Origin of the sequence: Moraxella haemolytica, from assembly GCF_030177935.1 — a bacterium.
GTDB lineage: Bacteria > Pseudomonadota > Gammaproteobacteria > Pseudomonadales > Moraxellaceae > Moraxella > Moraxella haemolytica.
The window spans coordinates 795205-820959 of record NZ_CP089974.1 but is presented as its reverse complement, the minus strand read 5'-3'; the positions used below and the strand labels follow the sequence as shown (position 1 = coordinate 820959).

Annotated in this window: 23 protein-coding genes and 1 pseudogene; 15 read left to right on the top strand and 9 right to left on the bottom strand. The window is 42.1% G+C overall.

Going from position 1 to position 25755, the window contains the following annotated elements:
- The first annotated feature begins 90 nt into the window (after window positions 1–90).
- The 6 genes from LU276_RS03810 to LU276_RS03785 all read left to right on the top strand — a co-directional run bounded on the left by LU276_RS03810 (window position 91) and on the right by LU276_RS03785 (window position 10035).
- Window positions 91–1173 carry a L,D-transpeptidase family protein gene (locus LU276_RS03810; protein WP_284674321.1) on the top strand — a complete coding sequence of 361 codons (1083 nt, stop codon included), beginning with the start codon at window positions 91–93 and terminating at the stop codon, window positions 1171–1173.
- 262 nt (window positions 1174–1435) lie between these two features.
- Complete coding sequence (gene putA / locus LU276_RS03805) at window positions 1436–5017, top strand: bifunctional proline dehydrogenase/L-glutamate gamma-semialdehyde dehydrogenase PutA (protein WP_284674320.1); 3582 nt, start codon at window positions 1436–1438, stop codon at window positions 5015–5017.
- 414 nt (window positions 5018–5431) lie between these two features.
- Entirely contained in the window at window positions 5432–7708 is a 2277-nt protein-coding gene (gene nrdA, locus LU276_RS03800; RefSeq protein ID WP_284674319.1) for a class 1a ribonucleoside-diphosphate reductase subunit alpha, read from the top strand.
- A gap of 150 nt (window positions 7709–7858) precedes the next feature.
- Complete coding sequence (locus LU276_RS03795) at window positions 7859–8191, top strand: YbaB/EbfC family nucleoid-associated protein (RefSeq protein ID WP_284674318.1); 333 nt, start codon at window positions 7859–7861, stop codon at window positions 8189–8191.
- A 6-nt stretch (window positions 8192–8197) separates the two neighbouring features.
- Window positions 8198–8791, top strand: coding sequence for a recombination mediator RecR (gene recR / locus LU276_RS03790; protein ID WP_284674317.1), 594 nt, complete (start codon window positions 8198–8200; stop codon window positions 8789–8791).
- Window positions 8792–8796: 5 nt separating this feature from the next.
- The gene (locus LU276_RS03785; RefSeq protein ID WP_284674316.1) at window positions 8797–10035 is read left to right on the top strand and encodes a ribonuclease D; all 1239 of its coding nucleotides are present in this window, start codon (window positions 8797–8799) and stop codon (window positions 10033–10035) included.
- A gap of 71 nt (window positions 10036–10106) precedes the next feature.
- Here the strand turns inward: LU276_RS03785 and LU276_RS03780 are convergent, their stop codons facing one another.
- From LU276_RS03780 to ispF, 4 genes are all read right to left on the bottom strand, one after another.
- On the bottom strand, window positions 10107–10430 hold the full coding sequence (locus tag LU276_RS03780; RefSeq protein WP_284674315.1) for a hypothetical protein: 324 nt from the start codon (window positions 10428–10430) through the stop codon (window positions 10107–10109).
- Window positions 10431–10583: 153 nt separating this feature from the next.
- Complete coding sequence (gene grxD / locus LU276_RS03775) at window positions 10584–10919, bottom strand: Grx4 family monothiol glutaredoxin (RefSeq protein WP_284674314.1); 336 nt, start codon at window positions 10917–10919, stop codon at window positions 10584–10586.
- 66 nt (window positions 10920–10985) lie between these two features.
- Window positions 10986–11561: a cysteine hydrolase family protein gene (locus tag LU276_RS03770; protein WP_284674313.1), complete on the bottom strand. Its 576-nt coding sequence runs from the start codon at window positions 11559–11561 to the stop codon at window positions 10986–10988.
- A gap of 152 nt (window positions 11562–11713) precedes the next feature.
- Entirely contained in the window at window positions 11714–12193 is a 480-nt protein-coding gene (gene ispF, locus LU276_RS03765) for a 2-C-methyl-D-erythritol 2,4-cyclodiphosphate synthase (RefSeq protein ID WP_284674312.1), read from the bottom strand.
- A gap of 62 nt (window positions 12194–12255) precedes the next feature.
- On the opposite strand from ispF, the gene mnmA reads away from it, so the two are divergent.
- On the top strand, window positions 12256–13371 hold the full coding sequence (gene mnmA, locus LU276_RS03760) for a tRNA 2-thiouridine(34) synthase MnmA (protein WP_284674311.1): 1116 nt from the start codon (window positions 12256–12258) through the stop codon (window positions 13369–13371).
- A 115-nt stretch (window positions 13372–13486) separates the two neighbouring features.
- Here mnmA and LU276_RS03750 read toward each other — a convergent pair whose 3' ends face one another.
- From LU276_RS03750 to LU276_RS10070, 3 genes are all read right to left on the bottom strand, one after another.
- Window positions 13487–14077, bottom strand: coding sequence for an adenine-specific methyltransferase EcoRI family protein (locus tag LU276_RS03750; protein ID WP_418001288.1), 591 nt, complete (start codon window positions 14075–14077; stop codon window positions 13487–13489).
- A gap of 85 nt (window positions 14078–14162) precedes the next feature.
- A complete protein-coding gene (locus LU276_RS03745) occupies window positions 14163–14390 on the bottom strand; it encodes an adenine-specific methyltransferase EcoRI family protein (protein WP_418001287.1) in 228 nt (75 codons plus the stop codon).
- Window positions 14387–14587 carry a hypothetical protein gene (locus tag LU276_RS10070; RefSeq protein ID WP_418001278.1) on the bottom strand — a complete coding sequence of 67 codons (201 nt, stop codon included), beginning with the start codon at window positions 14585–14587 and terminating at the stop codon, window positions 14387–14389. The genes LU276_RS03745 and LU276_RS10070 overlap by 4 nt, the downstream gene beginning before the upstream one ends.
- A 257-nt stretch (window positions 14588–14844) precedes the next feature.
- On the opposite strand from LU276_RS10070, the gene purB reads away from it, so the two are divergent.
- Complete coding sequence (gene purB / locus LU276_RS03740) at window positions 14845–16233, top strand: adenylosuccinate lyase (RefSeq protein WP_284674310.1); 1389 nt, start codon at window positions 14845–14847, stop codon at window positions 16231–16233.
- Window positions 16234–16427: 194 nt separating this feature from the next.
- On the opposite strand, the gene LU276_RS03735 is transcribed toward purB, so the two are convergent.
- A complete protein-coding gene (locus tag LU276_RS03735; protein WP_284674309.1) occupies window positions 16428–16640 on the bottom strand; it encodes a hypothetical protein in 213 nt (70 codons plus the stop codon).
- A gap of 303 nt (window positions 16641–16943) precedes the next feature.
- Here LU276_RS03735 and alaS point away from each other — a divergent pair, with 303 nt between their 5' ends.
- From alaS to dusB, 7 genes and pseudogenes are all read left to right on the top strand, one after another.
- Entirely contained in the window at window positions 16944–19607 is a 2664-nt protein-coding gene (alaS, locus tag LU276_RS03730; RefSeq protein WP_284674308.1) for an alanine--tRNA ligase, read from the top strand.
- Window positions 19608–19869: 262 nt separating this feature from the next.
- Window positions 19870–21156 (top strand): aspartate kinase, encoded by a 1287-nt coding sequence (locus LU276_RS03725; RefSeq protein ID WP_284674307.1) that lies wholly within the window; start codon window positions 19870–19872, stop codon window positions 21154–21156.
- A gap of 193 nt (window positions 21157–21349) precedes the next feature.
- A pseudogene (gene csrA, locus LU276_RS03720) lies at window positions 21350–21517 on the top strand (carbon storage regulator CsrA); the annotation flags it as partial.
- Window positions 21518–21659: 142 nt separating this feature from the next.
- A complete protein-coding gene (locus LU276_RS03715; RefSeq protein WP_284674306.1) occupies window positions 21660–21998 on the top strand; it encodes a HopJ type III effector protein in 339 nt (112 codons plus the stop codon).
- A gap of 266 nt (window positions 21999–22264) precedes the next feature.
- Window positions 22265–22501, top strand: a complete 237-nt coding sequence (gene rpmB, locus LU276_RS03710) for a 50S ribosomal protein L28 (RefSeq protein WP_029102716.1) — start codon at window positions 22265–22267, stop codon at window positions 22499–22501.
- 39 nt (window positions 22502–22540) lie between these two features.
- Entirely contained in the window at window positions 22541–22696 is a 156-nt protein-coding gene (gene rpmG / locus LU276_RS03705) for a 50S ribosomal protein L33 (RefSeq protein ID WP_003659281.1), read from the top strand.
- A gap of 88 nt (window positions 22697–22784) precedes the next feature.
- Entirely contained in the window at window positions 22785–23771 is a 987-nt protein-coding gene (gene dusB, locus LU276_RS03700; RefSeq protein WP_284674305.1) for a tRNA dihydrouridine synthase DusB, read from the top strand.
- Here dusB and recD read toward each other — a convergent pair.
- A complete protein-coding gene (gene recD, locus LU276_RS03695; RefSeq protein ID WP_284674304.1) occupies window positions 23763–25751 on the bottom strand; it encodes an exodeoxyribonuclease V subunit alpha in 1989 nt (662 codons plus the stop codon). The two genes, dusB and recD, sit on opposite strands and share 9 nt — an antisense overlap.
- Window positions 25752–25755 lie beyond the last annotated feature (4 nt).

The window sequence follows — 25755 nt, the reverse complement described above, 5'->3', positions numbered from 1 at the left end:
ACTTTTAAGACTCATTATTTTATGTTATGATGAGTGTGTTTTACTTTTGAAATAAATATTTTAATTTAAAATTTTAAATCGGACATACCAATGGCTAACAAAAAACCATTATTTATTAGCACTTTATTGTCTCTTTATCTAGGTCTTGCAAGCACTGCTTATGCCAATGAAACCAGTGCAGAAGATGATATTGTTACAGGTGAAGCGGTAGAATTTGCTGATACTGACACCAGTGCCATCAAAAGCATTGAGCAAGATGGCAAACGAATAACAACAGTCAATTTATCAGATTACGCCAAGACGGTCAATCAGTCCACTTGGTCGCCTAACATGAAAGTCAATACCGCCATGACGGTAAAGCTACAAGTGCTACTTGACTGGAATCACGCATCGCCTGGTCCGATTGATGGCGGTTGGGGCATGAACAGCAAAAAAGCCTTGATTAATTTCCAAAAAATCAAAGACCTAAGACCAACAGGAAAGATGGACGAGGCAACTTGGGCGGCATTGATTGAAGATATTGACCCAAATCAACCTGTACTTGTCTCATACACCATCACCGCCGATGATGTCAAAGGCTCATATAAAGCACTACCAAGCAGTGCCGAATCACGCTCCAAATTAAAAGCCTTGAACTACGAAAATATTCAAGAGATGTTGGGCGAACGCTTCCATATGTCTGTTAATTATCTTGAAAAACTCAACCCAAATAAAAACTTCGTTGAAGGCGAGACCATCACCGTTATCAACACAGGAAAACCTTTCTCTGGTCGCATCACTCGTGTAATAGCCGATCGGACAGACAAAATCCTATATGCCTATGATGGCGATAAACTGGTGGCAACCTACCCAACTACCGTTGGCGGTGTCGCTACTTCCACGCCAGGGGGTAAATACAAAGTAGTCAATAAAGTTAAAATGCCACACTACAAAGCCACTGTCAATCGTGAAAGCGAGACCAACAAAAAAACTTTCATTTTACCGCCAGGACCAAACAGCCCTGTTGGTGTGGTATGGCTTGGTCTAAACAAACCAAGCTATGGCATTCATGGCTCACCGGTGCCTGAGGGTATCAGTCGCCAATCATCTTTAGGCTGTGTGCGTCTGACCAACTGGGATGTACTTGAACTATATGCCAATATTCAAAACGGTGCATCGGTTGAGATTCGCTAATCTGGTAGCCACCCATCAAGAAAATCAGACCCATAATTTAATTAGCCAAAAGTCCACTACTTTTGGCTAATTTATTGGTTTTTCCAATGTCAAACAACGCCCTTTTACATTTATGCACATTATTTAAACATTACTCATGACTTTTATTGATGACATTCTTATGATAATGATATAATAATGCACATATAAGTGATATCAATCACCATCTCAAATCATTGTATAATAAAATCTACCCTTTCATACCATTTTATAAGGACAAAGCATGTTCCAATTCACCCACTCTCAAAGTCATTTGCGTGATGCCATTACCAATGCCTATCGACTTGATGAACAAGTAGCTGTACAAAATCTAGCTTCAACATTGCAGTTATCCCAAAGTCAAAAAACCGAAATCAGCGAACTATCTCATCGCCTCATCACTCAAGTGCGTGCTGACCGCAGTAAATCGTCAGGTGTGGATGCACTCATGCACGAATTTTCTTTGTCAAGCGAAGAAGGTATTGCTTTAATGTGCCTTGCCGAAGCCCTACTTCGCATCCCCGACAACGCCACTCGTGATAAGCTCATTCGTGATAAGTTGGCTGATGGCGACTGGAAGAGCCATGTTGGTAATAGCCCTTCTATGTTTGTTAATGCTGCTGCTTGGGGCTTGGTATTAACAGGCAAATTAACCACCGATGTTAACGAAAAATCACTAGGCTCTGCCCTAACTCGTGTTATCCAAAAAGGTGGCGAACCATTCATTCGTGGCGGCGTCAACTACGCCATGAAAATGCTTGGCAAACAGTTTGTTACAGGTCAAACCATTGATGAAGCCCTAAGAAACGGTAAAGAGCGTGAAAAACTAGGCTATCGCTTCAGCTTTGATATGCTAGGGGAAGCTGCGATGACTGCTGCTGATGCAGACCGTTATTATAATGACTATGTTACCGCCATTCATGCCATTGGTAAAGACGCCAAAGGTCGTGGTATCTATGATGGCAATGGCATCTCTGTGAAGCTCTCTGCCATTCACCCCCGCTATTTTCGTGCCCAACATGAACGAGTGATGACTGAGCTGTTGCCACGCTTAAAAGCACTATTCATGCTTGCTAAAGAATACAACATCGGTCTAAACATTGATGCAGAAGAAGCCAATCGTTTGGAACTATCACTTGATTTGATGGAAAAGTTGGTATCAGACCCTGATTTGGCAGGCTTTAACGGCATTGGTTTTGTGGTACAGGCTTATCAAAAACGCTGTCCTTATGTGATTGATTATCTGATTGATCTTGCTCGTCGCAACAACCAGCGTCTCATGATTCGTCTAGTAAAAGGTGCGTATTGGGATAGCGAAATCAAATGGGCTCAAGTTGATGGTCTGGACGGTTACCCTGTCTATACACGCAAAGTTCATACCGATATCTCATATCTAGCTTGTGCCCAAAAACTACTGAATGCACAAGATGCCATTTTCCCACAATTTGCTACGCACAACGCCCAAAGCCTTGCCACCATCTATAAGATGGGCGAAGGAAAAGATTTTGAATTCCAATGCCTACATGGCATGGGCGAGACTCTCTATGACCAAGTTGTCGGTGAACAAAATTTAGGTCGCCGTGTACGCATCTATGCTCCTGTTGGCACACATAAAACCCTGCTTGCTTATCTGGTGCGTCGCTTGCTTGAAAATGGTGCAAACTCGTCATTTGTCAACCGCATTGTTGATGAAAAAGTTAGCATTGATGAACTAACCATCTCGCCTTTAGATGAGATTGATGTCAATCATATCACCAGTAACCCATTAACACCAAAACCACGCCACATCTATGGCAACCGCCTAAATTCGTACGGCATCGACCTAAGCAATGAGCATGTGCTTGCCCAATTAGAAGCCGATATGAATGAGGCACTGGGTATTGATTTTAACATTCAATCCATCGTTAGCGTTAATGTAGAACACCAAGCTCCGCATCAGGTAATCAACCCTGCCAATCATGCTGACATTGTTGGACATGTCTCGTTTTTAGAATCTGCTTCTGTGTCAGAGGTCATCTCTGTTGCTATTGATGCCCAAAATAGCTGGCAATCAACCCCACCAACAGTGCGTGCAAATATCTTGCGTCGCTTTGCTGATATGTTAGAGTCGCCAAAATACATGGCACTGCTGATGATGGTTGCCGTGCGTGAAGCAGGCAAAACCTTGCTAAATGCCATTGCTGAGGTGCGTGAAGCGGTTGATTTTTGTCGTTATTATGCCGATGAAGCCGAACGCCTAAACCTAAATAGTCCTGTTGGCACAATGGTGGCAATCAGCCCTTGGAATTTTCCGCTTGCCATCTTTGTTGGTGAGGTGGTGTCAGCCCTAGCGGCAGGCAATACGGTTGTTGCTAAGCCTGCCGAACAGACCTCCCTTATCGCCCATCTGGCAGTAACTTGGTTACACGAAGCAGGCGTACCACAAGATGCCTTGCAATTGGTCTTGGGTGCAGGCGACATAGGGGCAGCATTGACCACAGACAGTCGCATTGATGGCGTGATTTTCACAGGCTCCACCGATGTTGCCAAACGCATTAACCACACCTTAGCACAGCGAGATGACAACCCCACTCTCATCGCTGAGACAGGTGGCATGAATGCCATGATTGTTGATAGTACCGCCCTACCTGAGCAAGTATGCACCGATGTATTGGCATCTGCATTTGACTCAGCGGGTCAGCGTTGTTCAGCACTTCGCATCTTGTGCATCCAAGAAGATGTAGCCGACCATATGATTGAGATGATTAAGGGGGCAATGGATGAACTGATAGTGAACAATCCTGCCTATCTATCTACCGATGTAGGCCCTGTGATTGATGCTGAAGCACAAGAAAACCTATTCAACCACATCAATACCTTAAAACAAATCGCTCCATTTCATGAAGTGAAAATCCGCTCAACAGATGTGGGTACTTTTGTTACCCCTATCATGTTTGAACTACAAAATTTATCACAACTTAAAAAGGAAGTTTTTGGACCTGTACTACATGTGGTTCGCTTTGATGCTCATGAGTTAGACGACTTGATTGACAGCATCAACAAAAAAGGCTTTGCCTTAACACATGGTATCCATAGCCGTATTGATAGCACCATTGAGAGTATCGCCGACCGTATCGAAGCAGGCAATGTATATATCAACCGCAACATCGTTGGTGCAGTTGTGGGCGTACAACCCTTTGGTGGTCATGGGATGAGTGGCACAGGGCCAAAAGCAGGTGGTCCATTCTACCTACAGCGTCTAAGCTGTCTTAGTACTTGGTCTGTCCCAGCGGTTGATTTTCCTGCAACGGTCAATGAAATCGCCATCAATCAAATAATAACAGCCGCCAAAACATCAGGCTTAATCACCGATGCCACACAGCTAGAAACAGCGGCAAATATTGCACGCACTTCGGCACTAAACGGTGCATACATTAACCTACCAGGGCCAACAGGTGAATGCAACACCCTATCGTGGCGTGCACCACATGCTGTTACGCTCTACGGTGGCAATGCCATTGATGCGGTTAAAACTTTGATGGTTTTAGCAACCAACAATATACACACCCACATTACGCCAGAACATGAACTCTCTACTCATGCAGAACATTTTGGCAGCCTGCTTAGCGTCATAGAATCCGCTGGTGCTGATACCAATGATATCATCATCGCTCTCACAGAAATGCCAAGCGATGAACGGGTAAGATTGGCAACGCTAGATGGTGCAATTCGCCGTGTGATTGATGCCAAAGACGGTCTTGATGTAGCACGCCTGTATCATGAAATCAGCCAAAGCTACAACACCACCGCAGCAGGCGGTAACGCCAGCTTAATGGCAAGTGCCTAACCTAACAGCCTAAATAATACGCATCCCAGTGGTGCGTATTATTTTATAAAACCAATCAAAATTAATATAATATTTTAAAATTTAAAATAAAAAAAATTTTTAGCCTATTGACAAATCTGCACCCCTTATCAGATTTAGCATACAGAACCATCATAAATTTTTCCTCCAAGTCATTCATAAAATCAAAAAAAAAACAAGCTAGCATTTTTATTTTTTTTAGGATATATTGTGCCACATTAAAAGATATACGCCTAGATGTAGTGATGACAGCTTAACCCCCTCATCAACAAAACCGCCATTTTTATGCCTTTAACTGCTTGAAAAGCAATACTTTTTAACAGCATGGTCATGATGGCATTAAATCTTTGATTGCAGTTTTTTTCCGCAACTTTTAATAAAATATGGAACATGCCCATGGTACACATCGATAAAATTAAAGTTACGAAACGAGATGGACGATTAGAGCCCATTGATTTAGAAAAAATCCACAAAGTCATCACTTGGGCAGCCGAAGGTCTAAGCAATGTTTCGGTTTCACAAGTTGAACTAAAATCTCATATCCAGTTCTATGATGGCATTCGTACCAAAGATATTCACGAAACCATCATCAAAGCAGCGGCCGACCTAATCTCAGCAGAAACGCCTAATTATCAGTATCTAGCAGCACGCTTAGCCACTTTTCATCTGCGTAAGATTGCCTATGGTCAGTACCAGCCACCACACCTATACGACCATGTTGTCAAACTAACCAATAGCGGTAAATACGATAAGCACATTTTGGCAGACTACTCCAAAGATGAATTTGACAAACTTGGTAGCTACATTGACCATGACCGAGACATGAACCTTGCTTATGCGGCAGTTGAGCAAATGATGGGTAAATATCTGGTACAAGACCGAGTTACCAAGCAAGTCTATGAAAGCCCACAATTCCTATATATGCTCGTAGGTATGTGCTTGTTTGCAGGTTATGATAAGAGCGAGCGACTTGACTATGTCAAGCGTTTTTATGATGCCACTTCTAATTTTTATATTTCATTGCCAACCCCTATCATGGCAGGCGTTCGCACACCAACACGCCAATTTAGCTCATGCGTGCTGATTGAATGTGCAGACAACCTAGACAGCATCAACGCCACCACTTCTGCCATCGTCCGTTATGTCTCACAGCGTGCAGGCATCGGAATTAATGCAGGAGCAATCCGTGCCTTAGGCTCACCCATTCGTGGCGGTGAAGCCCAACATACTGGCTGTATTCCATTTTTCAAGATGTTCCAAGCTGCGGTCAAATCCTGCTCACAAGGTGGCGTTCGTGGCGGTGCAGCAACTTTATTTTACCCAATGTGGCACCTAGAGATAGAAAACCTACTCGTCCTAAAAAACAACCGTGGCGTTGAGGATAACCGTGTCCGCCATATGGACTATGGTGTACAAATAAACAAAACGCTGTACGCTCGCCTAATCCAAAATAAAAACATCACGCTGTTTTCGCCATCAGATGTACCTGGTCTATATGAAGCTTTCTTTGCCAATCAAGCAGAATTTGAACGCTTGTACACGCAATATGAGGCAGATGACAATGTCAGAAAACGCACCATCTCCGCACGAGAGCTATTTAGCCTTATGCTACAAGAGCGTGCCAGTACAGGTCGTATCTATATTCAAAATGTTGACCACTGCAATACACACAGCCCGTTTGACCCAAGCATTGCACCGATTCGCCAGTCTAACCTGTGCATGGAGATTGCCCTACCGACCAAGCCTCTTGATAATATCAATGATGAAAATGGCGAGATTGCCCTATGCACTTTATCAGCCATTAATCTAGGCAAAATTAATGAAATCTCAGATATTGAAGAGCCGGCCGAGCTGATTGTGCGTGCTCTTGATGCTTTGCTTGACTATCAAGACTATCCTGTTGCCGCCGCCAAAAAAGGCAGTCTAAACCGCCGTACACTTGGTGTTGGCGTAATTAACTACGCCTATTATCTCACCAAAAATGGCACTCGCTATTCAGATGTTGCAGCATTATCCTTGACTCACCGCACCTTTGAAGCATTGCAATATTATCTATTAAAGGCATCTAACAAGCTCGCTAAAGAACAAGGTGCCTGCCCTTGGTTTGATCAGACGACTTATAGTAAGGGCATCTTGCCGATAGATACCTATAAAGCCGACTTGAACAGCATCTGTCCAGAACCGTTGCAATTTGACTGGGAATCTTTGCGTGCCGACATCAAAACATACGGACTGCGTAATTCAACACTCAGTGCCCTTATGCCATCTGAAACCAGCTCCCAAATCGCTAATGCCACTAATGGTATTGAGCCTCCTCGTGGATTGGTATCTGTTAAACAGTCTAAAGACGGTATTTTAAAACAGGTTGTGCCTGATATTGAAAAACTTGCCAAACAGTACGAGTTGCTTTGGCAGATGCCTGATAACAATGGCTATCTACGCCTTGTAGGTATCATGCAAAAATTCATCGATCAGTCCATCTCCGCCAACACCAATTATGACCCATCAAAATTTGAAGGCAATAAAGTCCCCATGAAGGTGTTGATTCAAGATTTGCTAACCGCTTATAAATTTGGCGTTAAGACACTGTATTATCATAATACTCGTGATGGTGCTGACGACAGTCAAGGCGACATTGATGATGGCTGTACCTCTGGTACTTGCAAAATCTAACATGGTTACCAATCCAAGCTAGCTTTATATACCATTTAGATTTTTCCCTAAAGATATGCTATAATTTCATCAATAAAAACACGATTGATGGATAAATTTTTTAAAATTTACTGACATCACTTATCATAAAATTTTAATTAGGAAAATATCATGAACATTCAAGCACTCATGCAACAAGCCCAAGCCATGCAAAAGCAGGTAGAAAAGAATGTTGAAGCTGCCAAAGCTAGCCTTGCTACCAAAGAAGTACATAGCGAATCAGGTAATGGCTTGGTAAAAGTTACCATGACAGGTCGCCATGTGGTCAAACGCATCAGTCTTGACCCAAGTCTTATGGACGATGATCCTGACATGATTGAAGATTTGGTAGCAGCTGCCATTAATGATGCCGTTCGCCAAGCCGATGAGCTGTCTGAAGAGGTCATGGCAAGTGCAACTACTGGCATGGGTTTACCTAAGGGCATGCAAGGTCTGTTTGGCTAATTGATCATGCTAACCCCAAAATTTGACCATCTTATCAAAGAGCTACAACATTTGCCCGGTGTTGGACAAAAGACCGCTCAACGCATGGCTCTACATCTGCTATCCAAAAAACGCTTGCAAGGCATTAGTTTATCACAAGCCTTAGGTGTCGCCATGAATGAGATTATCGAGTGTCGCCAATGCCACTCTTACAGCGATGAAGAGATATGCCCCATCTGTAGCGATGTACGCCGTGATGATGGTCTGTTGTGCGTCGTAGAAAGTGCTGCTGATGTGGTGGCAATTGAACAAAGCGGTGCTTATCGTGGCAAATATTTTGTATTGGGTGGTCATTTATCGCCAATTGACGGTATTAACGCTGATGATCTAAACATTGACCAGCTTATTTTCCGCCTAAAACAAGAACCCATCAAAGAGTTAATTTTGGCGACCGGAGCCACAGTAGAAGGACAAACCACCGCCTTTTTTATCACCGATGCCACTCGCCCCCATGTTGAAACAATCACCCGACTGGCACAAGGCATTCCAATGGGTGGTGAACTAGAATATGTGGATAGCTTAACCTTGCATCAAGCTCTACAAAACCGTGCTTTTATCTAAAAAACATGACTACAACACCCTCAAATAGCGACACACGCTTTGGCTTTTTTCGTGCTGATCATATAAAAGATCAAAATCATAACCTGCCCGTCTCATGGGTACACAACGAAGATGAGCTTTACGCATTGATTGATGAAATCGATGAGGTGGATGTGGTCGCCTTAGACACCGAATTCATCAAACGCACCACCTATTACCCCATTTTAGCACTCGTACAGGTCAATACTGGGCGTGGCATCTATTTGGTTGACGCACCTAGATTGGATTTAACTGAATTTTGGCAAGCCTTGATAGAAGTACCGACGATGGTTTGGTATGCTTGCGGTGAAGATTTGGGTATTTTTTATCTATTGGCAAAAAACGCCCCTCTAACCAATATCTTTGATGTGCAGATTGGCGTTGCTTATTTGACAGGCAAATTACAAGCAGGCTACAGCCAGTCTGTCGCTGAAATTCTTGGCATTGAGATTGACAAAGGCGAGAGCCAATCTAATTGGCTGGTACGACCACTAAGTCAAGAACAAGAAAGCTATGCCGCCAATGATGTGCGTTATCTGTTGACACTTTATCAAAGCGTCAAACAAAAACTTGATGAAAATCAATTACTTGGTCATGTCATTGAAGACAGCAATGTTTATGCCAAAGAACTACATGATACCGCCCATATCAGCGATGAGATGCTGTATCTAGAATTTAGCTCTCCTGAATACAACCGCACTCAAATAGGTGTGCTACAATCTTTAGTGGCATGGCGTGAATCGCTGGCTCGCAACATTAACGAGCCAAGAACTTTCATTATTAGCAAACAAGCAATGCGTGAAATCATTGAAACGCTACCAGAAAGTATCAAGCAACTGGCACAAACCACCATCAATCGCCATGCATTGCGTAAGTATGGCGATGAGATTATCCACATCATTCGTACCGTAAAATCTCAACCACAAAAAACACTACCACCTCTACCACCACCTGTTTATCGTAGTAAGGAAAAAATCTTTAAGAAATCTCTTGATCAAGCCATCACTGATTACAGCCACACACATCACATTCCAGAAAATCTGCTTTTGCGTGGACGGTGGATTAGCGAGTTATTACTGATGGTGGCACATGACTTAAATGCCGAACATCTACCATTAGGCTTACAAGGCTATCGCAAAGATTGGATAATTGATACCGTTTTGCCTTTATTAAAGACTTATAAAGCCCAAATCACCACAGGACTTGGTATAAAATCTCAACCTTAGATTGACCGTCATGTTGAGATGGATATAACCTGCATGAAAAAATGACAAAGAATGAATAATAAAAAGGATAACTAAACCCTGCTCAAATACTCCTGCTGTATTTGTTTGGGCATTTTATCAATCAGTGATAATTTCATGTTCTTGTCATCACCATTCATCACCATCTCAATCAGTGGCAACCCATCAAATGGCAAATCATCAATCTTTTGAGTAAAATTTGCCAAATAATACGCCCCATCAACATCATTATCCGCCATCACACGATTATACACCGTCTGCCAAGCCAATTCACTTGCACTACCATGCTGAACAATCAAATGAATCGCTTTTAAAGCAGTGTTCGCATTTTCACACAAAGTTAAAATTTCTTCAGAAATCTGTTTGATTTTTTGCATTATTTTTTACTCATCAAGACCAACAATTCACTACTTTAGCAATGATTTTTTGACAATTATCCCAAGGTTATCAACAGCTTAATACAGTTAATTGATACAGTCAATCAATAAAAAAGGCTTTTGCTAGCGACAAAAACCTTTGATATCTTTTAATCACACTTCAGGGCTATGCTCTTCAATCAGTGGCTTTAACTCGCCTGCTTGATACATTTGTAAAATGATATCGCTACCACCAATGAGCTCGCCATTAACCCATAGCTGTGGAAAAGTAGGCCAATTAGCGATGATGGGCAAAGTAGTGCGAATTTCAGGGTTTTCTAGGATATTAACAAAGGCAAAAGGACGACCGATTTGGCTTAATACCTCCACCGCACGGGCAGAAAATCCACACTGTGGAAATTGTGGTGTGCCTTTCATATACAAAAGCACACTATGGTCTTTGATTTGGTTTTCAATCAGCTCTTTGATTTGAGGGTTGATGTCGGTCATGATTACTCCAAAATGAAACTGAATTTACCTGCATTGTATCATACATTGGTGGCGGTTTGGCAGATTTCAAGTACTCTGCCAAAATTTATCCGCCAAAAGCACATCGCTCATTAACACAGTTGCAAATTCATTATGTAGGTTTGCAAGGCTAATTTGATGCACAAGCTCACTATCATAGTGCTTACCATCAAAGCCCAGACGGTCAAAAGTCGCTGTAGCATCTGCCACCACAATCACATGAAAGCCCAGATTTCCTGCCATTCGTGTGGTGGTAGAAATACAATGATTGGTGGTTAAGCCAATAATGACAAGGTTGGTTATCGCACGACTTTTTAGTTGCTGTTCTAAATTTGTGCCAATAAAGGCAGAATTAACCGTTTTGCCAATAACCACTTCATCACCCATTGGGGCGGTTAGGGGCTTAAAGTCGTTGCCAATCTGGTTGGGTCTTAAAGGTGAGTTTGGTTCAGTAGAATTGTGCTGAATATGAAAAATGGGCATCTGATACGCACGCCACTTTGCCAATAAATCAAAACAAACTTGCTCACAATTTGGGTTGTTTCTATTGCCACCCCAATAGACATGGTCATCAAATCCTAATTGCAAATCAATCAATAAAAGAGCGGTATTTTTATCCAACATAAATCTCCTGTCAGAAATTAATAATAAAAAATTAGCAAGTAACCTTAAAAAGCACCCTAGTCATTTTAACACCAAAACCAACGATAAAAACCACACCTTTAAAAGTTACTACCCAAACGCCTCCGTGCCATCAAATCCCATGATTAAAACAACTACCCCATCTTTTGCAATAGCACCACACAACTTGCAAAAATCCCCTCGCCTCGCCCCAGATAGCCCATCTTTTCATTGGTGGTGGCTTTAATGCTAATGCAGTCCTCTTCTACTTTTAAAATATCAGCAATGCACTGACGCATCGCTTTGTTATGTGGGGAAAGTTTGGGCAGTTCACAAATCACTGTCATATCAGCATTGATCAGACTGTAGCCTTTTTCGGTTACTTTTTTATGAACCTCTTTTAATAACACCTTGCTATCCACCCCACAAAAGCGGTCATCTGTATCAGGAAAATGCATACCGATATCTCCTAAAGCCAACGCCCCAAGCATCGCATCCATGAGAGCGTGAAGCAGGACATCACCGTCCGAATGGGCTTTAATACCGTGCGTATGAGGAATTTTGATACCACCAAGCGTAACAAACTCACCATCTGTAAAAGCATGAACATCTAGTCCTTGACCGATTTTTATCATTGTTTTTCTCCTATAATTTGTTAAAATACCCTAATATTATAGCAAAATTTTATGGTTAATACATGATGATAACAAAGCCAAACACCACCCAAAAAGTCATCGTCGGAATGTCAGGCGGTGTGGACAGCTCAGCATCAGCCGCCCTACTACTTGAACAAGGCTATCAAGTAGAGGGGCTTTTTATGAAAAACTGGGAAGAAGACGATGGTACAGAATATTGCACTGCCTTGACTGATTTGGCAGATGCCCAAGCGGTGGCAGATAAGCTAGGCATACCATTGCATACTGCCAATTTTTCGGCAGAATATTGGGATAATGTTTTTGAGCATTTTTTGGAGGAGTATCGAGCAGGTCGCACGCCCAATCCTGATATCTTGTGCAACAAAGAAGTCAAATTCAAAGCGTTCTTAGACTACGCTTTAACACTGGGTGCAGACTATATTGCTACAGGGCATTATGTTCGCCGTTCACAAATCATGGACAATAAAGCACAGCTACTGCGTGGACTTGATGGCAACAAAGATCAAAGCTATTTTTTGTATGCGGTCGGTGGCGACAAAATCGCCAAAACCTTATTTCCAGTCGGTGAATTAGAAAAGCCACAAGTGCGAGCGATTGCCGAAAAATACAACCTAGCAACCGCCAAGAAAAAAGACAGTACAGGCATCTGCTTTATTGGCGAACGAAAATTCAAGGATTTTTTACAGACCTATCTGCCTGCCCAAAAAGGAGAAATCATCAGTGACGATGGCATAACACTTGGCACACACGATGGGTTGATGTATTACACCATTGGTCAGCGAGGAGGTATTGGCATTGGGGGTGTCTCTGGTCGTCCTGATGAGCCTTGGTTTGTACTGCAAAAAGACCTAAAGAACAATCGCTTGATTGTCGGTCAAGGGCATAATCACCCCCTACTACACTCAACCACTTTGACCGCCACAAAACTAGATTGGGTCATCAGTCCACCCAAAGACGGCTCAAAACTTACCGCCAAAACTCGCTATCGTCAGCCCGACCAAGCCTGCACCGTGTTTATTCAAGACGATACGCTCAAAGTGGTGTTTGATGAGCCACAACGAGCCGTTACGCTTGGGCAGTCGGTGGTTTTGTATGATGGCGATGTTTGCTTAGGTGGGGGCGTGATTGATTGGTGTGATGCACCGTGTTTGGTTTAGATTTAGTTTGTATTTGGTTTAAACAAAACTAAAATAAAAGACTGCCTACACCAATAGCCATTACAAAAATACAATGGCTATTTTTAGCATCTTTTTAATGGTATTTTAATAACAATTACTTCCCCGACTTAGTACGATTGCATTTTTGGCATAGCATTTGGCAATTATCAAAAGTGGTTTTACCCCCTTTTGCCCAAGGGATAATATGGTCGGCTTCCATTTTATCAATCGTAAAATACTCATTGCAAATTTTGCAAATACCCTTTTGGGCTTGATAGGCTTTTTGGCGATCTTTGTCGCCAAATGTCCGTAAATCTTGGCGTTTGGAGTGGGTTAAATTGGTAAACCAACACACATTGCCAAAATTAGCGTAATATTTACCATCATCGCCTTTTTTAATATTGTCTTTGGCTTGAATGAAAGTTGGTACGACAAATATTTTTACCGAATGATTTCCCAACCACAGCTTATTTTCTTTAATAAGAGGAAAAATCTCTTTATAAGTAATGGCGTTTTGATTACCGATTACCAAAAATTTTTTATCATACGCCATAAGCTGGGCGATATATTCACGAAACAAGCTAAATGGCGGATTGGTAACCACAATATCGGCTTGGCATAGCAATTTGCTACATTCTTTGCTTCTAAAATCCCCACCCAAATATACCGTGCCGTCTTTGGCTTTGCTGTCATTAAGACTGGTGATTTTGATGCCTTGGGTTTTTTGGGCAAGTCGCTTAATTTAATGATTTGATTGTCTGTCAAATTTAAATCATCAATGCTCGTGATTTCTATTTTGTGGGCTTTACGATAAGCGGGTAACTATCTTCAAATAACGATAACTGCGTGCCTGCAATGGGACTGGTGGCATAGCCTGTGGTGATGAGTTTTTTTAGCCCCAAGCGTTTAAAATTTAACAAAAAATACTGCAAAAAATTGCTCTCGTAGGGGTCATCGCAATTACAATAGACGATTTTGTCCTTAAAATGGTCTTTATAATGGCGTAGTTCGTTTTCTATGTCGGCAAGGCAGGTATAAAATCATCGTTTTTGGCACGCTTTGCGGCGTGTAGAGTGCTGTTACCGCCGTCTGTGGCGGTCGCTTTTTTAGCTTTGGTGGGCTTGCTTTGTGTGGTGTGCTTAGGCTTGGTGGGTGTAGGGTCTTGTTTGACGCCTGTTTTGGCTTCCAAAAAGGCTTTAGAGATGTGTTTGCTCATTGCACACCCCCAATAGGCGTGCAGGTAAAACTTAGGCTATGCTGTGTGCTGTGATTATATGCATCATTTACCCTGTGTCAAGTTCAATTTATGACATAGCATTATACAAAAATTTAGCCACCTACACAAGTAAACCAATTATCTACATATACCCAACGACTTGCAATCAAAATGCAACTGGTTAAAAACGACAAAATTTGTTATAATCCAAAATTTGCAATCTAATCATTCTCATCATTTTTTTAAGGATTTTAAAAGTGTCTCTCAATCAACTAACCGCCCTATCCCCCCTAGACGGTCGCTATGCGTCCAAATGCGATACCTTGCGTCCTTATCTGTCCGAATTTGGCTTAATGCACGCTCGTGTTACGGTTGAAGTACGCTGGTTACAAGCTCTAGCCAATCACCCAAAAGTCGGTGAAATTCAGCCTTTTTCTGCTGACACCAATGCCAAATTAGATGCCATTATTGATAATTTTTCTTTGGATAATGCCGAGCGAATTAAAGAAATAGAACGCACCACCAATCACGATGTCAAAGCGGTGGAATATTTTTTAAAAGAACAAATTGCTGATATTGATGAATTAAAAAATGCAGGCGAGTTTATTCATTTTGCTTGCACATCAGAAGATATTAACAATCTATCGCACGCCTTGATGCTAAAATCAGGTCGTGATATCTTAGTAGCGTCCATGCAAAAGATTATTGATGACATTGCAGATTTGGCGGATAAATATAGCCATGTGCCAATGCTGTCTCGCACGCACGGACAGACAGCCAGTCCGACAACGCTTGGCAAAGAAATGGCGAATGTCGCCTATCGTCTGCACCGCCAAATCAAGCAGTTTAAAGCGGTAGAACTGCTTGGCAAGATTAACGGTGCGGTAGGAAACTATAACGCTCATTTATCCGCCTATCCTAATATTGACTGGGCAAAACACAGCCAAAATTTTGTAGAAAGTTTGGGTTTGACATTCAATCCATATACCACACAGATTGAGCCGCATGATTATATGGCAGAATTATTTGATGGGTTACGCCGTTTTAATACCATTCTGATTGACTTTAACCGTGATGTGTGGGGCTATATCTCACTAGGCTATTTCAAACAAAAACTAAAAGAAGGTGAAGTAGGTAGCTCAACCATGCCCCACAAAGTCAATCCCATTGACTTTGAAAACAGCGAGGGCAACTTGGGTCTTGCTAATGCCATTCTTGCACACTTAGGCGAAAAACTACCCATCTCACGCTGGCAAAGAGACTTGACTGACAGCACGGTACTGCGTAATATGGGCACAGGTTTTGCTCAAAGTTTAATCGCCTTTGAAGCCTGCCTAAAAGGTATTGGTAAATTAGAACTTAACGAACAACGCCTAGCAGAAGACCTAGACAACGCCCAAGAAGTCTTGGCAGAGCCAATCCAAACAGTCATGCGTCGCTACAATGTAGAAAAGCCTTATGAGAAGCTAAAAGCTCTCACTCGTGGACAGGCGATGACAAGACAGATGATGACGGATTTTGTGAATGGCGATGAATTAAAAGCCGTACCAGAAACCGACCGCAAACGCTTAGCTAACCTAGTACCTGCAACCTATATCGGCAATGCTGATGAACAGGCGAAAAAATTAAAAGACCATTTAAAGTAATTGAAAAGTAATTGATTATTTAAAGTCATTGCCAATCAATCAAATTAAAAGGCAGTACTCGCACTGCCTTTTAATTTATAGCACCAACCAACTGCCGATGGCATATCAGTACCAATAAAATCAATAAGAAGCACCAAAATTTCATATCTAAACCAAGTGATGTCTTTGGCTTAGATTTTTTTTGGCTGCAAAGTTTAATCAGAAGTCTGATTTGAACCACCAGTCAAAGCACTGACCTTTTTGGTAACAATCACTGCAATGGGCAAGCTGATGAGTGCACCAATAACAACTGCACCCAAAATATAAGGCGTGCTATCAAAACCTGTAACAAAAGCAATAATCAACAAAATACCTACCGCAACAGTAAAGGCGATAGAAAACATGGCGGTGAGTAATGGAATGTTCATGATATACCCCTAAATAAATTATGGAATAAAACTACTGCGTTATTTATACATCTTTTTTGCATAAATGTTAAGTAGTTTTTAAAAAATCCCTAATTTTTTTGTGATATTACCATTTTTTATACTTAAACGAAAAAGTCGGGCAATTTAACGAAAATTTGCTTTTATTTGGGTTAGTTTATGCTAAAATTAACGATTTATGATTGCCTAAAGTTTCGTCTTACTTAAGCATCATCAACTTTTCACAAAAATGATTTAGCATCTTTAGCAAAAAGCACATCAGTGATGTGATTTTAAGGAATTTTTATGAGTCATCTTACTAAAACTCTACAGCTGCATGAAGTTCGTCAGGCATTCATTGATTTTTTTGCCAGCAAAAATCACACACCAGTCCCATCGTCAAGCCTAATCCCGCACAATGACCCCACCCTGCTATTCACCAATGCAGGTATGAATCAGTTTAAAGATACTTTTTTAGGGGTTGAAAAACGAGATTATCATCGTGCCGTCAGCTCACAAAAATGCGTGCGTGCAGGTGGTAAGCACAATGACCTTGATAATGTCGGTTACACCGCCCGCCATCACACTTTTTTTGAAATGCTGGGCAATTTTAGCTTTGGTGATTATTTCAAAAAAGATGCCATCAAGTTCGCTTGGGAATTTTTGACCTCAGAGCAATGGCTTGCCCTGCCCAAAGAACGCCTATATGTAACCGTGTATCACACTGATGATGAAGCCTTTGATATCTGGCATCAAGAAGTGGGGCTTGCCCCTGAACGCATCATTCGTATTGGCGATAAAGGCAAACAGTACGAATCAGATAATTTTTGGGCGATGGGCGATACTGGTCCTTGCGGTCCTTGTTCAGAGATTTTTTATGATTATGGGGACCATATTGAAGGTGGTTTGCCTGGCACATCCGAAGAAGATGGCGATCGCTATGTAGAGGTATGGAACTGCGTATTCATGCAATTTAATCGCCAAAAAGATGGCACTTTAGAGCCATTGCCAAAGCCATCGGTTGATACAGGCATGGGACTTGAGCGAATCAGCTCAGTCATACAAGGCAAATATGGCAACTACGAAGTTGATTTATTCGTCAATCTGATGGATGCAGCCGCTGCCATCATCGGTGTGGATAGCACCCATGAACCATCATTTAAAGTCATCGCCGACCACATTCGTGCGGTATCATTTCTTATTGCCGATGGCGTTCGTCCAAGCAATGAAGGTCGTGGCTATGTGTTGCGTCGTATCATTCGTCGTGCCGTGCGTCATGGCAACAAATTGGGTGCAACAGACGCATTCTTCCATAAACTTGTGGCTTTCCTTGCCAAAGAAATGGGGCAAGCCTACCCACAGCTTATTGAAAAACAAACTGAAATTGAATCAGTTATTTTAAAAGAAGAAGAGCAATTTGCTAAAACTTTGGCTCAAGGGTTGCGTCTGCTGTCAGGCGAACTAGAAAACCTAAATACTGGCGATACATTGGCTGGCGAGACCGTCTTTAAACTATATGATACTTATGGATTCCCAACAGACCTAACCGCCGATATCACCCGTGAGCGTGGCATCAATATTGATGAGGCAGGTTTTGAAACACATATGCAAGAACAGCGTGTTCGAGCTCGTGATGCAGGCAAATTTGACCTAGATTATACCACCGCCATCAAAGTAGATAACCCAACCGACTTTGTTGGCTATACTTCATCAGAACACAACAGTCAAATCATAGGACTGTATCAAGAAGGCAAAGAAATCTTTGAGCTACACGAAGGCGATGCAGGTGTTGTTGTGCTTTCTGCCACACCATTTTATGCCGAAGGTGGCGGTCAAGTTGGCGAACTTGGCGAAATCAGCACTGGGTCTGGCGTCTTTGAAGTGCAAAACACCAAAAAATCAGGTGCTGCCATCATTCACTATGGCACAGTAAAAATGGGGACCATTAAAAACACCCAAAATGCCCATGCACAAGTCATCGAAGACATTCGCCGTGCATCTGCTAAAAACCACTCAGCAACCCACCTACTACACGCCGCCCTACGCACCGTATTAGGTACTGGTGTCGCCCAAAAAGGCTCTTTGGTGTCATCAGAGGTATTGCGTTTTGACTTTTCACATGATGAACCAATCAGTCAAGATGACCTATTGACCATCGAACGCATGGTTAATGAACAAATTCAAAAAAACAGCCCTGTTCAGATTGAACATTTGCCTATTGAGCAGGCTCTACAAAAAGGAGCAATGGCACTGTTTGGTGAAAAATACGGCGAGACCGTGCGTGTGCTTACTATGGGCGAAAAAGCCGACAAAACACCCTTTTCTATTGAGCTGTGTGGCGGTATTCATGTTGTACATACAGGAGAAATCGGTCTGTTTAAAATCGTCTCAGAAGGCGGTATTGCCGCAGGCGTTCGTCGCATTGAAGCCTTGACTGGCATGGGTGCAATCAATTATATGCAACAAGGCGAAAAGACTTTAGCGACTTTAGCAAGCAATTTTAAGGCTAAGCGTGATGAGATTGGTGTACGAGTTGGTAGCCTTAGTGAGCGTAACCGTGAGCTTGAAAAACAGCTTGAACGCCTAGAACAAAAACTGGCAAATCTTGAAGCCAAATCCCTAATGGATAAGGTTGAAATGATTGGTGGCACGCCTGTTTTGATTGCTAAACTAGACAATCTAGATGCCAAGTCTTTGCGTGGTTTGGCAGATGATATCAAATCAAAACTATCCGATGGTATCGCCATTCTAGCAAGCATTACCAACGGTAAAGTCGCACTGACCGCAAGTGTTTCTAAAGATTTAATCTCAAAAGTTAAAGCAGGAGACATCATCAAATCACTTTGCGAAACCCTTGATGGCAAAGGTGGCGGTAAGCCAGATTTCGCCCAAGGCGGTGCAAACAATGCCGATGGTGTGGATAAAGCATTAGCAAATTTGGCAGCGACATTGGCAGAACAGCTATCCTAAGCAGTCAATGCCACCATGAAAAGACATGATATTGGCAAGCCAATCACAAATGATGGCTTACGCCAATAAGACAGTAAGCAAAATCATGCCTTTTTAATCACACTGGTGGATTATTTACAAAATATTCCAAATTATTGGGGTATTTATAGATTTTTATAATCAATTCATCAGTTTATTTTAACAATGAATTGAGTTATAATCTGCGAACTTTTATTTACAACCTTTGGGTTTTCTACCATTTTTTAAACAAAAGGTAAACACAATGGCGTTAATCGTACAAAAATATGGCGGCACTTCAATGGGTAATACCAGTCGCATCAAGAATGTCGCAGCTCGTGTCAAGCGTTGGCATGACCACGGTCATCAAGTTGTCGTAGTTGTGTCCGCCATGAGTGGCGAGACCAACCGTCTCATCGGTCTGGCACGAGAAATCAGCAACGACCCAGACCCACGAGAATACGACCAAATGGTCGCCACAGGTGAGCAGGTTTCTATCGCTCTACTTGCTATGGCACTAAAAGACTTGGGTGTTGATGCCAAATCCATGACAGGTCGTCAAGTCGCCATTAAAACAGATGAAACCCATACCAAAGCACGCATTGAACATATTGACGCTGACAACCTAAAACAAGAATTGGCAGATGGCAAAGTTCTTATCGTTGCAGGTTTTCAGGGTGTAAATAAACATAACGACTTAACCACACTTGGTCGTGGTGGTTCAGACACCACAGGCGTTGCCATCGCTGCTGCCATCGGTGCCGATGAATGCCAAATCTACACCGATGTTGATGGTGTTTATACCACCGACCCACGAGTTACCTCAAAAGCCAAAAAGCTAGATAAGATTACCTTTGAAGAAATGCTAGAGATGGCATCGCTTGGCTCAAAAGTGCTGCAAATTCGCTCGGTAGAATTTGCAGGTAAATACAAAGTACCGCTTCGTGTACTGTCTAGTTTTGATGAAGGCACTGATGGTGCTTTTGATGAAGAATTTAAACAAAATGTCGGTACTTTGATTACCATTGACGAAGGAGATGATATGGAACGCGCTGTAATTTCAGGTATTGCCTTTAATCGTGATGAAGCCAAAATTGCACTACTTGGCGTGCCTGACCGCCCAGGTATTGCCTCTGCCATTTTAAGCCCTATCGGTGCTGCAAACATCGAAGTGGACATGATTATTCAAAACATCGCAGAAAATGGCGTAACCGACTTTAGTTTTACCGTACCTCGTGGCGATTATGACAAAGCCATCAAAATCCTAGAAGAAAAAGTTAAAGACGACATCGGTGCTACTCAGATTGTCGGCGATGACAAAGTTGTGAAAGTCTCTATCGTTGGTGTGGGTATGCGTTCTCATGCAGGCGTGGCAAGCAAAATGTTTGAAACCTTGGCATCACAAAATATCAACCTGCAGATGATCTCAACTTCTGAAATTAAGGTATCTGTCCTAATCCAAGAACAACATCTAGAAAAAGCTGTAAAATCTTTGCATACCGCCTTTGGTCTTGACCGTGAAGATGGTGAAAGTAAAGTCGCTGGCTTATAATTTTGCATCATCAGCGATTTTACAACAGCAGTTTTGGTTTCTGATAAGAATATTTACATAACTTATCGCAAAATCAGCTGACAAAATACCCAAGGCGTTTTATAATAGCGACTTGGGTATTTTATAATTTGTATTTTTATTTTTTAGTGTATTTTGACTTATTTAAACTTTTTTTCGTGCAAGGAGCGATACTATGTTAATTCTAACTCGTCGTGTCGGCGAAACTCTAATGATTGGCGATGAAGTCAGCGTTACTGTGCTTGGTGTTAAAGGCAATCAAGTTCGCTTGGGTGTCAATGCCCCAAAAGACATTGCGGTTCATCGTGAAGAAATCTACCAACGCATTCAACATGAGCGTTCTATGCAGGCACACATGAGCCACCTAGAACAAGGCAACTTCGCCCCACCATCTTTTGACGATGACGATTATTTCAACCGTTAATCAGTGCTATAATCAGTCAGCAACGAACGATTTGAGTGAAAATTCATAAAAAAGAGACATCATGAGCAATATCTCATCTTTACTAAACAGCATTGAAACTGGCGAGTTTAAATTCGCTGATGTGCTAAATTTTATTGACGCCCATTACCATTACACCCCTGTTGATTTTCGTAATGGAGAAGTTATGAATCCTGCTAGAACCAATGAAGGTTCTGCCAAAGTATTTAGTCTTGCCAAGCTACATGGTCTAAATCAGCTTGACACCCTAAAACTATTTGCAGAGCATTATGAATCTGTACTTGCCACTCCAGAAGGTAGCGACCACGCCAATATTCGCAACTTCATGCACTATGGCTGGCAGGGTTTTGGGTTGGAAAAAAATGCACTAAGTCCACGCTAATCGTGGACTGATGGGCAAACATCAATACAAAATCATTTAAAATTCTTAGAAATTTACTTGAAATACCAGTAAATTTTCTGTATAATTTTGGCTTTAATTTTCTGCCATTTCTTGATTGTTGTCGCCTTTAACAACAAAAAAGAATGGTGTAACTTTATAAGTTTGGTCAAACCTGTGCTATGTCCATACCATTTATAAGGCACCTTGTCCAAACGGCACACCCGATACCGCTCAATATCCGTGCCACATATTATTAGGAGTTCACCATGTCTCGAGTATGTCAAGTGACTGGAAAGCGCCCGCTAGTGGGTAACAATGTATCACACGCAAATAACAAAACCCGTCGTCGCTTTCTACCAAATCTGCACAATCATCGTTTTTGGGTAGAGTCTGAAAATCGTTTCGTACGCCTTCGTGTATCATCTAAAGGTATGCGTATCATTGACAAGCACGGCATTGATAAAGTGCTTGCTGACCTACGCGCACAAGGTCAAAAAATCTAATTGTAGATTTTTTATTTAGATTCATAAGAGGATACGAACATGAGAGATAAAATTAAACTAGTTTCTACTGCTGGTACTGGTTATTTCTATACCACCACCAAAAATAAGCGTACCATGCCTGGTAAAATGGAAATCAAAAAATTTGATCCAAAAATTCGCCAGCATGTACTGTTCAAAGAAGCCAAAATCAAGTAATGATTTGCTTTTAAGAACCGCAAAAGACCACCACATGGTGGTCTTTTTCTCATCTTTTTTATTGGCTTTATGATAACAGTCCCAAACCATGACACACCCACTACTCACCCCACTTGCCATCAAAAATCAAACCATCACTAATAGGCTAATTGTAGCACCTATGGCAGGTGTTACCGATAATCCTTTTAGACGGCTGTGCAAATCATTTGGGGCAGGTCATGCCGTCAGTGAGATGATTATCGCTGATACCGCACTTTATGCACGCAAAAAATCGCTTTATCGTGCCAATTTTGATAGTGAAATCGCCCCCATCTCAGCACAAATCGCAGGAGCAGAACCTGACAAGCTAGCCAAAGCCGCTCGCTTCCAAGTGGCAAATGGTGCACAAATCGTGGATATCAATATGGGCTGTCCTGCCAAAAAAGTGTGCAAAAAACTGGCAGGTTCCGCCCTACTTCAAGATGAGAATTTGGTCAAAGCTCTGCTTGAGAGTGCAGTGGATGCTGTTGATGTACCTGTTACTCTAAAAACACGGCTCGGCTTTGCCAACGGTCAAGAAAATATTCTAAAAATCGCTCAGATTGCCGAAGCTGCTGGTGTCGCTGCCATTGCCATTCATGGTCGCACCAGAGAAGATTTTTACACAGGACAAGCTCGCTATGAACTGATTAAAGAAGTAAAACAAACTCTTAGCATTCCTGTTATTGTCAATGGCGATATTGACAGCCCCCAAAAAGCCAAAGCCGTCTATGAGATGACTGGTGCAGATGCGGTGATGATAGGACGAGCAGCACAAGGAAACCCTTGGATATTTCGTGATATTCATCACTATCTTAGCACAGGTGAACTCCTACCCAAACCCAGTATAGACGAACTACAACACATCGTCCTAAACCACCTAGAAGAGCTGTATCAATTCTATGGGGAGTACTCAGGCTGTCGCATTGCCAGAAAACACATCGCTTGGTATACAGGCGGCATACCCAATTCTAATGCCTTTCGTGAAGCCATGTATCAAGAAGACACCACCAAAGGACAATTTGCCGCCGTGAAGAAATTTTTACAATCACAGTAACTCAAGCCCTGTGGTGCGTACTGTTGGCGTACTCACTGCAATCTGTAAAGCCTGATTTGTCGTATAAATACCAACTGATATTTTAGCACGAGTGATGGCAGTATAAATCAGCTCTTTGGACAACAAACGAGCATTGTCATCATCAAATACCACTGCCACTTTATCAAACTCCGAACCCTGAGATTTATGCACCGTCATGACATAAGCGGTTGTAACAGTCTCACCACCTAGCATACCAATAGCAACTTTTTTTAGAGTCTCTGCATTAAAATACACCGCCATCTCACGACCATCATACAAACAAATCCCAACATCGCCATTAAATAAACCCAAGTCATAGCGGTTGGTCTGCACCATCACTACACGACCATGATACCACGCCGAAACACTGGGCTTGGTATTTAACCATCCACGATGTTTTTTTGATAAAAACTCATTTATTTTACTATCGCCTGCATCGCCAATGTGGGACGCACACAAGATTCGGTATTGATCTAGGGTATTAAATAGAGCCTGAATCTTTTGATATCTGCTTGGCTCATCATCATGACGCAACTGTGCAAGCAGTCTCTTACTTTGCTCAAAATAAGCCACATAACCATCTGACAGCTGTTCATAGTAATGAGACTTGCCATCAATATTAACAAAAGACAGCTGATTACTCGTTTGCATAAGAGTGATAAGCTCCTCGCCCTTTTGCATGGTATCAGCACTGTTATTGATGAAATTGGCAAGTCTGCCCACATCAGAATCTGCATGAAAGCGTTTTGACTCCACAAGATGCACACGATGACTTTGCAAGGCATCAACACGGCACAAATCCGCCAACACCGCTCCTGCTTCAACCGCCGCCAACTGATATGCATCACCAAGTAAAATCAGCCTAGCCCCTGTCTTGACTGCCGCCAACAGACTACAAGACAGCTCCGCCCCAAGCATAGACGCTTCATCAATGATGATTATGTCATGTGGCATGGTATGATTATCATGATATCTGGGCGTACCATGCCGACCAATGCCAAGCAAGCGATGAATAGTTTTAGGCTCAGGTAACTCCACTTGTATGTCAAATCTTGCCAAAGAAGCCTTTAATGATTCGCTCATACGCTGTGCCGCCTTACCTGTCGGTGCCGCCAACGCAAGGTCGGTATCAGGGTTTTGTTTGAGTAATGCTAGAACAATCTGTGCAACGGTGAAAGTCTTGCCCGTCCCTGGTCCGCCTGTAATGATGGTAAATGCCTGACGACTCACCGTTTCAATCGCCAATCTTTGTTCATGGTTGAGCGTAGATGGCAGATTGGATATATCAAAAGGCGTCATCTGTACTGTACAGATTCTCCAGATGTGTTGCATCGCCATGCGTTCAGCACGCCATGCCCTATTTGACCAAAGATAAAATTCTTCCTGCGTATCTTTGATGATGAGCGGACGACTTGATTGAGCTACTTGATAATCATCAACAAAAGGCGTGTCATGTATGAAACTTGACAGCTCTTTTATGTCATCATGCAAAACAAACTTGATGAAATAATAAACCTTTAATAAGCTCAAAAAGACACCATCAAGACCATCTTTTGAGTCAAGCATCCAAGTCATTTTAATATTTGGGCTAATGGCACGATGAAAAGTACGGCAATACCAACCAACAATCTCTTTTAGATTTGCCTTATCTTGATGATGATCAATCTGCATAAATATCTCATCAAAATCCACCAAGAACCGCTCATCTTTCACCCAAGACAGCAGATAATCCATGACAGGCTCAAAAAAACTCCGCCAACCGCCCTGTTGTTTTGGCACAACTAGCACCGTATGCCCTTCAGACAAAGATAACATACCAGCAAGACTCATCACATAAAATAAGTGTGTCTTAATGTCTTCAATCATGTAATCTGCCTGTAGCAGATTCTTATGACGGTACCACTTTGCATTTTCGGCAATGCGTGCGGTTAAATATCGGTCAATAGCGATTGTATTCATGATG